We start from the raw sequence: 12,512 nt of genomic DNA, 5'->3' as shown, positions 1-12,512 counted from the left end.
AGGGAGGTCAGTCCTTCGGATATTCCTGATGGTGTTTAATTTTCCTAATCTGGTTCAAATGTCGGTCGGTATGCGCTATCCCCGTTAGCAAGAGCTGATGGAGGTCGCGCACCTGACCTATTTTGATGTCCTTAAGCTCCTTTCCCTCCACCGGTGCCCGAAAGGTAAATTGCTTCCTAAAATCGATGGGGGTGGTTTCCACCAGTTGGGTGAGTTCTTGGCGGGCCCTAAGGAAGGCCGACCTGCCATCGTTTATGGAACAGAACCTTCCCAAGGGTTCCAAAAACCATTGCGCTTTCCCCGGCTTGGGGTCCGTGCCGTACTTGGTAAAAAAAGTGTCCTTTCCCTGGGTAATAGATCGGTATTGCAGGTATTGGGGCGCTTTGGACACAACAGACAGTTCCCGATAGTGCAATTGGTTTTGCATTTCCAGATGTTCAACGATCTCGGCTATGGACCAACGTGCGGGGTCTTCCCTAAAGTTCCATTGTACCTCGGTAATATCTTCAAGAACAGCCTGCAGTTCGTTCGTGGTCCGCTGAAGTTCCGAAACGATCAATTGCCGCTCGCTCTCCGTCCACCATTTATTCTGGTCTACCTCGGGGCCGCTCCGGCCACAGCCTAGCAGGAGGACAAACATTGGAAGGTAGTATTTAAAATATTTCATCTGTGCGCTTTTCCGTTAAACCCGAATGTCCATAATCGTTTCCGATGTAAATCGGTCAGACTGCCCTGTTATCAACGACGTGGTCTTTCTCATTGTACAGTTCCCTGACCACCAAATCCTGGGCAATATGTAAGATAATGATAGGGAAAACGGAATCAAAAACGATGTAAAAAATTCCGAATACCAGACCCAGGAGCATCGGTTTAATGGCATTGGAGCCTTGATAACTATGGCCCAGTCCGAATATCACCGATGTGATCAACAGAATATACAGCAGCGAAAGATCGGGAAAAATGACGGCCAAGGCATAAAATAAGTACCCTCGGTAGATGATTTCTTCCGCGATACCCGCCGTAATGGAGACATAGCCCCATAGCGTTTTTTCCCTTTGGGTAATGGGCAGGAACCACTTCAAGGTATCCGTGATACCCTTGGATAATTTGGCCCGGGTCTCCTTGCTCCGCCTTAGGGCGATAATGAGGTAGCTATTGTACAGGAGGTAGATTACATATAGTACTACGCCAGGGTATATGAACCATGCGGGAAGTAGAACGGTGTCAACGGTAATCCATTTGATGCCTATATCGCGGGGGTCCATCCCCGTCAGGGGTATCAACAAAAGCACCACAAGCAGCAATATCCATAACCACAGTATGGTCTGACGGTACAACTTGAGTTTTTCACCTTCACTGTGTGTGCCCAGTTTAAGGAGTCTTTTATACATCAGATAGCCCGACAGCGGAAAGTAAATGGCCAAAACGGCTATCAGGAGCATAAAAACGATAAGAAACAAGTTGATTTCCATATGGGTACGGTTGGTTTGACTGCCACTAATTTAATCTTTTATGCGTAGAACGCCAATGGTGGAATGCGGAAGTCAGAAGTTAGAACTTCCTATTGATAACTGTTCGAGATTCTTCGCTCCGCTGCGCTACCTGCCCTCCGTACGAGACTTTGGAAGGCGGGCACTCTGAATGACAACCTATATTGATTTGTCATTCCGAGCCTGCGAGGAATCTCAGGCAAATTACCTACTGCCAACTGCTAATCGCCCACTGCCTACTGAGCACTGACTACTGCCCACTTTTATACGCTGAAGCTTTAGCGAAAGCATACCACTTATCCCTCCATTCTCCCACTTATTACACCGTGTTTCGCTCCTTACAGTTTAATCATGAACTTGTTTTGAAAAACGGTAACCTGATCCAATATTCAATTGATAATAGTGCGACAAAAACATCCAGGACGTCCCTGAGCAAAGACACTTTTGGTGCAAAACCACAAAGTGATCATCGCAACCATGTTAGCGGATAAAAGCCAGACCAAAGCGACAGCATCATGAAAAAAATACTATCCTTAAGAAAAGGAAAACGCTTAGCTAAAGGATCTTCCCCTGCCCTTCACCGCCGGGCGCGTACGGCTGTTCTGATCACCATCACCGGTTTCACCTGGATCGCCATCACTGGCTTCACCTGGTTGGAGGTGCCCATGGCGACACCGGCACTGGCCGCGCCGATCGCGCGCAACGACAATGTGACCATCCATGAGGATATAGAGACCGAGATCGATGTGCTCGACAATGATAGTGCTGACCGGGGCCTCCGCTTGGGCGTGGACCCTAGTAACATCAATAATGAGTTGAACGGGCAGGCTACAGCGGTCCCCTCGGACAGGCCCACTGCCATCGACTTTCTCCCCGATACGGACTTCCACGGCAATGCCAGCTTTACCTACAGGGCCACCGACGAAAACAACGCAGTGAGCAACGAAGCAAGGGTGAGGGTCACGGTCGTCCCGGTCAACGATGCGCCGAGCTTCAGCCTTGTGGCCGACCCGGACCAGACGGTCAATGAGAATGCCGACCTCCAAACGGTGGCGGACTTCGCTTTTGGGTTCTCAGCAGGTCCGGAAAACGAGGGGACACAGACGCTGATCTCCTACAACGTCACGGTCACGGAAGACCTCAACAACCTCTTCGCGGCACCCTCCGGGGTTTCCCCGACAATCGATCTGGACGGCAAATTGACCTATAGACCGGCGGCCAATGCCCACGGTAGGGCGAAGGTCGCGGTCACGGTACGTGATAGCGGAGGCACAGAACGCAACGGGGTCGATACCAGTGAGGCCCAAACCTTCACGATTAGGGTGAATGAAGTCGACAATACACCCGATGCCCAATTTATCACCACCTGGCGGACCACCTCGGCCAATGAACAGATTACCATTCCCACCACGGGTACGGGTTACAATTATACCGTGGACTGGGGTGATGGCCAAAGCTCCACAGGCCAAACGGGCAACGCTTCCCACAGCTATAGCACGGCAGGGGAACATACGGTGACCATTACCGGTACTTTTCCGAGGGTCTTTTTTAACAATGGGGGCGATAAGGACAAGATTAGGGCCGTAACCCAATGGGGCAACAATCCCTGGACCTCCATGAAGGGGGCTTTTTACGGTTGTGGCAACCTCCGTATCACGGCCACGGATGTGCCCGACCTGTCTGGCGTGGACAACATGTCCCAAATGTTCGCCAGGGCCACGGCCATTAATACGATTCCCAATATGGAGCAGTGGGATGTAGGTTCGGTCACTGATATGGGAGCTATGTTTTTGTATGCCAATAACTTTAATCAAGATATCGGGGGCTGGGACGTTGGCAAGGTCACCAATATGGTCTCTATGTTCGATAACGCTACCAGCTTTGACCAGGACATTGGCAATTGGAACACAAGTGCTGTCACAAGAATGCGGGATATGTTCTTCAATGCCACCAGTTTTAACCAGGACATTGGCCGTTGGGACGTAGGTGCGGTCATTGATATGAACGGGATGTTCCGGAATGCCACTAGCTTTGACCAGAACCTTGGCCGTTGGGATGTAAGTAAGGTCGCCAATATGAGGGCAATGTTCACGGGCGTTAGCCTGTCCGTTTTCAACTACAGTGCCCTGCTGGAGGGATGGGCTAGCCAGTCCGTGCGAAACAATGTTCTTTTTCACGGAGGCGGCTCCCAATATATCCAGGAGAGTGCTGCCGACACGGCCCGGACAAAGCTAATCAACGAACACAGCTGGGACATTATCGATGGCGGGCCTGTATCGCCCTTTGTTTCCACCTGGCGGACCGATATGGACAATGAACGGATCGACCTGCCCCTGGTAGCAAGTGGTACCTATAATTTTGAGGTCCACTGGGGAGATGGCACCTTCAGTACGATAACGGCCCATGATCAGGCCATCCATACCTATGAAACGGCGGGCTCCTATGAGATCACGATCACAGGGGAGATAGTTGGCTGGAATTTCAGTAGTAAACGGAGGAGCAGGGAGAAAATAACGGGCATCAGTGTCTGGGGGCCCTTACGTTTGGGCAATACCGGGGGCTATTTTTCCGGTTGTGAGAACCTGCAGATTACGGTCGATGAGGATGATGTACTGGATACCTCGGGAACGACCAACTTTAGAAACGCCTTTCAGGATTGTAAAGCCATTACCATCATCCCGGGGATACAGTATTGGGAGATGGGCCATGTAACAAATTTGCAGCGTATGTTCGTGAACGCCATCAACTTTGACCAAAACATCGGGGACTGGAACATAAGTGCCGTAACGGAAATGCGTTCTATGTTCGGGGGCGTTACCCTGTCTACCCCTAACTATGACGCCCTGCTTAGGGGATGGGAGGCGCAGGACGTAAAAAGCAATGTCCGTTTTCACGGGGGCGGTTCCAAATATGCCCTGGGAAGCGATGCCGACATGGCCCGGACAAAGCTAATCAACGAACACAACTGGACCATTATCGATGGCGGGGCGATAGATACCGCCCCAACGGTCAGCAGTATTGTGCGCTTTGATCCGGACAATCCGAACACTCCTCCCAATGAAATAACCAACAGCAACAGTGTCACCTTCCATGTTACCTTCAGTGAGCCGGTACAAAATGTGGACGCCACCGATTTTACCACTTCCGGTACAACTTCACAAACAGGAGATATTAGCGTCCAGGCAACTACCGAGGGCAATAATGCGGTTTACTTAGTAACCGTTCCAGGGCTCGACGGCGATGGAAAACTGGGTTTGGGCTTTGCCGATGGCCAGGATATAAAGGACCTTACCAACAACGCACTTGCCAGCCCGGTGGTCCTTCCTGCAGATGCGCAAAACTATACCCTTGATAACACCGCTCCGGATGCCCCTGTTATTAGCAGTCCCACGGATGGAACGGCAACCAACATTGCAGCACAAACGATAAGGGGTACGGCGGAAGCGGGGACAACGGTCACGGTGACTTTCGGTACAAACCCCCAAGAGGCAATAGCCGATAGTGAGGGAAACTGGATGACTGCCGAGGAGATTACCCTGATAGAGGGCTCGAACACCATTACCGCAACAGCAAGGGACGCTTTGGGGAACACCTCAGTAGCCACATCAATTGCTATCACGCTGGATATAACGCTACCGGCACCCCCTGTTATTAGCAGTCCCACGCATGGAACCATAACCAATAGTGTTGCACAGACCGTAAGTGGTACTGCAGAAGCGGGGGCAAAGGTCTCCGTTTATATCGGTACAAACACCCAAGAGGCAATAGCCGATAGTGAGGGAAACTGGATGACTGCCGAGGAGATTACCCTGGTAGAGGGATTGAACATAATTAGCGTAGCCCAAACCGACTTGGCAGGGAACACTTCAGCTCCTGCATCAATTGATGTCATACTGGATGTGACTGCGCCTGCAGCCCCTGTCATTGATAGCCCCACGGATGGAACCATAACCAATAGTGCTGCACAAACGGTAAGCGGTGTAGCCGAAGCGCGAGCACAGGTCACGGTAGAGGTTACATCAGGCGATAGAACGGTATCGTATGGCCCGGTCACGGCGGAGTCATCAGGGGGCTGGGATGTAGAAAACGTTACCCTTACAGAGGGAAGTAATACGATTACCGTGCTACAAACCGACTTGGCGGGAAACCCGTCTCCGCGGGCCACATCAATTACGGTCACGCTGGATACAATTGCGCCGATAATCACCCTCCTTACCGGCACCAACCCACAATCCATTGTGGTCGGCATGGCCTATACCGAACTCGGTGCGACGGCCTTTGACAATGTGGATGGCGATATTTCTTCCCGTATCATCATCGATATCTCATCGGTCAATACGAATACCATAGGCTCTTATGAGGTAACCTATAACGTATCCGATGCTACGGGGAACCCGGCCGTACAGGTAACAAGAACAGTAAATGTAGTGGACCCTACCACACCCGTAATCACGCTTCTGGGGGATAATCCCCAGACCATAGAGGCCGGCACTACATATACCGAGCTTGGTGCGACGGCCGTTGACGATGTGGACGGTGATATTTCTTCTAATATCACCATCGATGCCTCATCGGTAGATACCAATACGGTGGGCTCCTACACCGTGACTTATGATGTAACGGATGCGGCAGGAAATCCGGCGATACAGGTAGTCCGAACCATAATTGTTGTGGACACGACTGCACCGGTAATCACGCTTACAGGGGCCAACCCACTGGTCATCGTGGTCGGTACCGCATATACCGAGCTCGGTGCGACGGCCGTTGACAATGTGGATGGTGACATTTCTTCCAATATCACCATCGATATCGCATCGGTCAATACCAATACCGTAGGCTCTTATGAAGTAACCTACAACATATCTGATACTGCGGGCAATGCCGCTATAGAAGTCATCCGGACTGTTGTCATAAAGGACAACGCAGACCCCAAGCTATCCAAACCGATCGAGGACCAACAACTGTCCACCGGCACCGGCGATCATGCCCTTGCCCTCGCGGAAGTCTTTGAAGATGCAGACGGGGACCAGCTTACCTATTCGGCCCTCTCGGATAACGAAGGAGTGGTCACCGTAAAAACTGAAGGCAGTAAGCTCACCTTTACCACGGTGGGGACAGGTACGGCCACCATCACGGTGACCGCGGACGATGGTTTTGGGGGTACGATCATCCATACATTCAAAGTAGAAGTGGTCTGTGCCATCGAGGCCCTGCCGGCGGACAATTTCCAGCTCCGGGCCACGGGCGAGACCTGTGGGGACAAGGACAATGGTTCGATCCGTATCACCGCAGGGCAGGAACTTGAATACACCGCCACAATAAACAACAACGGCCATGAATTCAGTAAGACTCTGGAAATCAAGGACCTGTCCCCGGGCTCCTATTCCGTGTGCATCGCCATCAAGGGATCCGCTTGCCAGCAGTGTTTTGAACTGGAGATCGATGAGGGCCCCGTACTGGCCGGGAAGACCACGGTGAACAAAACCGCCGGCCTCCGTGCCCGGGTAGGCGTGGAAATAGCATCCGGTAAGGCACCCTATACGGTTAGGGTCAACGATAAGATCATTGGGCAATACGGTACGGGAAGCTTTTCCGTAACGGCGGACCCATGGGACAAAGTGGAGGTCCTTTCCAGTGTGGCCTGTGAGGGGAAACTGGTCGTGAAACTGCCTTGGTCGGGTAGAACAAGCATAATTGAAAACCCTGTGGAGTCTTATGTTGAATTCATCGTCCCCGGGGCGATGAAGGAGCACATGGCCGTGGATATCTATGATATGTCCGGGGCCAGGGTGTCCTCGGAAATATACCATGTCAACAATCGTAAAGTAGTGGTGGGCATGGAGCAATTGGAGGCAGGGGTATACCTGGTGTATCTGGAAGCGGGGAGTCCGAGAAGGTTTAAGATCATCAAACAGTAAACAATGAACAATTAGCAATGAACAATAAACGAGAAACCTGAAACAGTAGGCAATAGGTGGCTGTCTAAAACTGTCACATCGAGCGCAGTCGAGATGTAATGGAAACTGGAACCTCACAAGAGTTCTCGACTGCGCTCGAACGGACGGAGCCCCTCATTTGTCATTCAGAGCGAAGCGAAAGGAAGAATCCAATAAAAGCCCACGTCAGTTCGAGTGGTCTGGTAGAAGGTTCCGGTTTGGACAGGCTCGAAAATCGTATCGAGAACAGTGGGCGGTAGGCACACCTTCGCTAAAGCTACGGTATAATGACAATTGGCAGTGAACAATAAATAATTAATAATAGAAAGTAAACTACAGAAATTATGAAAAGTATGAAAAAAGAACTTATCGCCTTATTGGGCCTATGTACCGTATTGTCTATGGGATGCCCGGGAGGAGTAGATGATGATCCACCCCCTCCGCCAACGGAAAACAAGGCCCCTTCCGTTCCGGCCCTGGTATTCCCTACCAATGGCGGGGATTGCACGAACATTTCCCTGGAACTGAAATGGAACCCGGCCACCGACCCTGAGGGGGACCCAATAAGTTATGTAGTGGAGATCGCCACCAGCGGTAATTTTTCCCCGGTACTGTTCAACGCCACCACCTCGGAGGCCGCAAGGAGTTTTGACCTGGAAAAGGGAACGGCCTACCATTGGCGGGTAAGGGCCAGGGATAATAAGGGCAATGAAAGTGCCCATTCTCCCGTACATACCTTTTTCACGGAACCTGAAGCCGCGGTGAATCATGTTCCCCAAGTCCCTGAGATCGTGTCCCCGGCATTGGGCGCAACGGTAAGGGAAGCCAGCGCGGAAATGAAATGGAAGGTCGGGGACAGCGATAACGATCCGCTACGGTCCCATCTGTATTTTGGAACGGAAAATCCGCCCCCATCGCACAGGGACAACCTGGAAACGACAACGGAGGAGGTAACCGTGGAGGTCGGGAAGGCCTACTACTGGAGGATTGTGGTCAGGGACGACAAAGGGGGTGTGGCCATTGGCCCGGTATGGAGTTTTAGGGTAGAATAGGAAAGAACAATGAAACCAAAAAATCGTTTTGGCGAAAAGGTATTGAATGGTATCCTTCAGTTTATCATAACCGTCCTTGTAGTGACGCTGCTCGGCGCCATTGCCTATATTGTGTTATGGTACTTTGGACTGTGGAAATCATAATCAGAAGTCAGAAATTGGAAGTTGGAACTTATTATTTAAATCTGAATGCTGCCCTCTGTATACTGGCTACTGTTAATTGAAAATTGTTCATTGTCAACGCACACCGCCCGCGTGCCGCAGAAGCTTTAGCGGAGGCACAAGCCTCGGCGTAAGTGTGTTCACTGTTCATTGACCTGGTTTTTATGACCCCTCCGGCCCCGACGCTTCGGTCGGGGCCACCTCCCCTGATCTAGGGGAGGAGCCTTTGTGAGGTCCCAGCTAGGGGGTTTTAAGTGATAAAAGGAGGCAATATTTAAGCTCCCCTCCTTGTTCAAGGAGGGGAATGAATCACGCCTTTGGCGTGAGAAAGGGGAGGTTTTTTCTACCCCTCCGTCCCCGACGCTCGCTTTGCTTCGGTCGGGGCCACCTCCCCTTAGCTAAGGGGAGGAGCTACTTGGAACTACGAATAATGGATTCCGCACTAAATGCGGAATGACAAATCCCACCACGATTTCTATATTGGGCATTGCTTATTGTTCACTACCTACTGTCAATACACGCTGTAGCCTTGGCGAAGGCGTGCCAACCATCAACGCTAGACCCTCAACCAACCTTCCCATTTCCTTAACAGACCTTTAAGAAATGTGGAAAAAGATTTCTTTACCTTTAAGCGACTAATTAACTATCCTAAAAATCGATGAACAGAATACTCATCCTCATGATGCTATGCGCATCATCCTTCCTTTTTGCACAAGACTTTAAAATGGACCTGGTCCAAGATTTGAAACCTCGAAATATCGGCCCCGGCGGCATGAGTGGGCGGGTAACGGCCATAGATGTAGTCCACTCCAATCCCGATATTATGTATGTGGGCACCGCTTCCGGCGGCTTGTGGAAATCCACTTCGGGCGGGATCAAATGGGAGCCCATTTTTGATAAGGAAGTGACCGCTTCCGTAGGTGCCGTAGCCATTCAGCAATCCAATCCCTCGGTTATTTGGGTAGGTACGGGCGAGGGCAATCCGCGTAACAGCCTCAACGGGGGTTACGGCATCTATAAATCCCTGGACGGGGGCAAGAGCTGGAAGGCCATGGGACTGCAGCAGACCCGGCATATCCACAGGGTGATCATTGATCCTTCCGACCCCAATACGGTCTATGTAGGTGCCATTGGTTCCCCATGGGGCGAACATCCCGAACGCGGCGTTTTTAAAACTACGGACGGGGGAATCACATGGGAAAAAATCCTGTTTGCAAACAACAAGACTGGGGTCGCCGATCTGGTCATGGACCCTACGAATCCCAATAAATTGATCGCTGCCCTTTGGGAGCACAAACGAGATCCCTGGTTTTTTAAGTCGGGCGGGGCCGGCAGTGGCCTACACATGACCCATGACGGAGGAAAGACCTGGAAAAAATTGACCCATGAGGACGGATTGCCCAAGGGCGACCTGGGGCGGATAGGGATTGCCATTGCACCCAACAAACCTAAGGTCATCTATGCCCTGATCGAAGCCAAAAAAAATGCGCTCTACAAATCCGAGGATGGGGGTTTTAAATGGAAAAAAGTAAACGACAAGAACGATATTGGCAACCGACCCTTTTACTATTCGGAAATTTATGTGGACCCCCAGAACGAAAACCGGGTCTATTCCATTTTTACCTATGTAAACGTTTCCGAGGACGGTGGCAAGAATTTTACGCAGCTCATGCCGGCCTATCAGGTAGACAACGGGGTACACCCGGATCATCACGCCTGGTGGATACATCCCGAAAACGGCCAGTTTATGATCGACGGGAACGATGGGGGAATGAACATCACCAAGGACGGCGGAAAATCCTGGCGTTTTATCGGCAACCTGCCCGTAGCCCAGTTTTATCATATCAATATCGACAACGAGTATCCCTATAATGTTTACGGTGGCATGCAGGACAATGGTTCCTGGAGGGGACCGGCCTATGTATGGCGAGACCAGGGCATCCGTAATAGCTATTGGCAAGAAATTGCCTTTGGAGACGGTTTTGATGTGGTGCCTGATCTGGAGGATTCCCAATACGGCTACGCCATGAGCCAGCAAGGCTTTGTACGCCGATACGATTGGAAAACGGGAAACAACTATACCGTGCGCCCTACCCCACCCGATGCGCAAACCAAACTGCGTTTCAATTGGAATGCGGGTATCGGACAAGATCCCTTTGATGCCAGTACCGTATATTTTGGAAGTCAATTTGTACATAAAAGCACGGATAAAGGGCTTACCTGGACCATAATTTCGCCAGACCTTACCACCAACGACCCAGAGAAACAAAAGCAAAGTGAAAGCGGCGGACTCACTATGGACGCCACCGGAGCGGAGAACCATTGCACCATTTTAGTGGTGGAGCCCTCTGTGCTGGAAAAAGACATGCTTTGGGCGGCCACGGATGACGGAAGGGTACACTATACCCAAAACGGCGGTGCGGACTGGACCGAGGTGACCCAGAACATCAAGGGCTTGCCAGCGGGCAGTTGGATTCCGCAGATCAAGGCCTCCAACAAAAAACAGGGAGAAGCCCTGTTGATTGCCAATGATTACCGGCGCTTTAACTATACCCCTTACGCCTATCGCACTACAAACTATGGGAAAACCTGGGAGCGTATAGTGGATGTTGGGGACGTGGAGAGCTATACCCTATCGATCGTGGAAGATCCCGAAAATAGAAACCTTCTCTTCCTGGGCACCGATGATGGCCTTTACATTTCCTTTGATGCCGGCACAAACTGGCAAAAATGGACCGAGGGCTTCCCTACGGTCTCCACCAAGGATCTGGTAATCCAACCCCGGGAAGGTGACTTGGTCATTGGCACCTTCGGAAGGGCGGCCTGGGTCTTGGACGATATTAGGCCCTTACGAGCCCTGGCGTCCAACAAAGCCATCCTGGACAGGGACATTAAGTTGTTTGAAGTGCCCACAGCCTATCTAGCTGCCTACCAGCAGCCCACCGGCAGTCGTTTTGGCGGGGACGCACTCTACAATGCGGAAAACAAAGAGGAGGGCGCCATGCTCACCTACTACCTTAAAAAGGGGTATGAAGCGCCTGAAAAGGACAAAAAGGACAAGGATAGCGAGGCTAACGGGGACGGGGAGGAAAAAACAAAAATCAAAAAAGATTCCCTGAGATTCGAGTTCTTTGACGGCGACCGCCTCATCCGTACCTTAAAATTTAAGACACCAAAGAAGGCCGGTTTTCACCGCATCTACTGGGAGATGGATGAAAAGGGTCCCGACAGACCGGCCCGAAAAATTAGCAAGAGCAAAAAAGAACCGGGCGGACTTACCGTAAAACCGGGCCGATACAAGGTAAAAATGCATTACGCAGGCCTTAGTGATTCTACCTCGGTAGAGGTCAAGACCGATCCCAGGATCCAGGTATCCGGCACCACTTTGACCGAAGTCTATGAACTGGGAAAACAAGTGGAAGCTTACACCCAAACTGCTGCCGACGCGGTAAAACAGTTGGTGGAAAGCAAGACCATTGCCGACAAATACCAGAAGGAACTCAAAACATTGGATAAGGAGAAGTACAAGGAACAGATCAAAGCTTCCAGAGAAATTACCAAAGCCATCGATTCGGTCGTTGCACTGTATCTCGGCAAAGAGGATAAACGTCAGGGCATTACCCGAAATCCAGAGATTACGGTAATGCAACGTATCAATGTAGCCCGGGGTTACGTGCAAAGCAGAAAAACGGGCATTACCGCCACGGAAAAAAAACTGGTGCAGTTCGCCAAAGAAGAACTACAAACGGCCTTGGACAAAACCAATGCCTTTTTCGAAGAAAAGTGGAAACCCTATAGGGACACCATCACTACTTTAGAGGTATCACCCTTTAAAGAGATAAAACAATTTAATATCAATTAAAAACCATGTC

At 50.9% G+C, this 12,512-nt stretch carries 6 protein-coding genes; 4 read left to right on the top strand and 2 right to left on the bottom strand.

The features are described from left to right. Positions 1–7 precede the first annotated feature (7 nt). Both ACRD67_RS14545 and ACRD67_RS14540 read right to left on the bottom strand, forming a co-directional pair. Entirely contained in the window at positions 8–667 is a 660-nt protein-coding gene (locus ACRD67_RS14545) for a DinB family protein (protein ID WP_430967936.1), read from the bottom strand. Between the two features lie 55 nt (positions 668–722). Next, a complete protein-coding gene (locus ACRD67_RS14540) occupies positions 723–1,472 on the bottom strand; it encodes a CPBP family intramembrane glutamic endopeptidase (RefSeq protein ID WP_430967935.1) in 750 nt (249 codons plus the stop codon). A gap of 533 nt (positions 1,473–2,005) precedes the next feature. On the opposite strand from ACRD67_RS14540, the gene ACRD67_RS14535 reads away from it, so the two are divergent. From ACRD67_RS14535 to ACRD67_RS14520, 4 genes are all read left to right on the top strand, one after another. Next, the gene (locus ACRD67_RS14535) at positions 2,006–7,408 is read left to right on the top strand and encodes a BspA family leucine-rich repeat surface protein (RefSeq protein ID WP_430967934.1); all 5,403 of its coding nucleotides are present in this window, start codon (positions 2,006–2,008) and stop codon (positions 7,406–7,408) included. A 362-nt stretch (positions 7,409–7,770) separates the two neighbouring features. Beyond that, complete coding sequence (locus ACRD67_RS14530; protein WP_430967933.1) at positions 7,771–8,478, top strand: fibronectin type III domain-containing protein; 708 nt, start codon at positions 7,771–7,773, stop codon at positions 8,476–8,478. Between the two features lie 9 nt (positions 8,479–8,487). Next, the gene (locus ACRD67_RS14525; protein WP_430967932.1) at positions 8,488–8,622 is read left to right on the top strand and encodes a hypothetical protein; all 135 of its coding nucleotides are present in this window, start codon (positions 8,488–8,490) and stop codon (positions 8,620–8,622) included. A gap of 676 nt (positions 8,623–9,298) precedes the next feature. After that, positions 9,299–12,502, top strand: coding sequence for a VPS10 domain-containing protein (locus ACRD67_RS14520; protein WP_430967931.1), 3,204 nt, complete (start codon positions 9,299–9,301; stop codon positions 12,500–12,502). Positions 12,503–12,512: the final 10 nt, after the last annotated feature.

Origin of the sequence: Eudoraea algarum (genome assembly GCF_050589645.1) — a bacterium.
Classification (GTDB): domain Bacteria; phylum Bacteroidota; class Bacteroidia; order Flavobacteriales; family Flavobacteriaceae; genus JBNGOQ01.
Note: the sequence above shows the minus strand (reverse complement) of the source record. Positions and strands in the feature narration are given on the sequence as shown.

What these genes read in the sequence shown, in the direction of transcription:
- ACRD67_RS14545 (WP_430967936.1), bottom strand. Translation starts at nt 667, where the DNA reads ATGAAATATTTTAAATACTACCTTCCAATGTTTGTCCTCCTGCTAGGC.
- ACRD67_RS14540 (WP_430967935.1), bottom strand. Translation starts at nt 1,472, where the DNA reads ATGGAAATCAACTTGTTTCTTATCGTTTTTATGCTCCTGATAGCCGTT.
- ACRD67_RS14535 (WP_430967934.1), top strand. Translation starts at nt 2,006, where the DNA reads ATGAAAAAAATACTATCCTTAAGAAAAGGAAAACGCTTAGCTAAAGGA.
- ACRD67_RS14530 (WP_430967933.1), top strand. Translation starts at nt 7,771, where the DNA reads ATGAAAAGTATGAAAAAAGAACTTATCGCCTTATTGGGCCTATGTACC.
- ACRD67_RS14525 (WP_430967932.1), top strand. Translation starts at nt 8,488, where the DNA reads ATGAAACCAAAAAATCGTTTTGGCGAAAAGGTATTGAATGGTATCCTT.
- ACRD67_RS14520 (WP_430967931.1), top strand. Translation starts at nt 9,299, where the DNA reads ATGAACAGAATACTCATCCTCATGATGCTATGCGCATCATCCTTCCTT.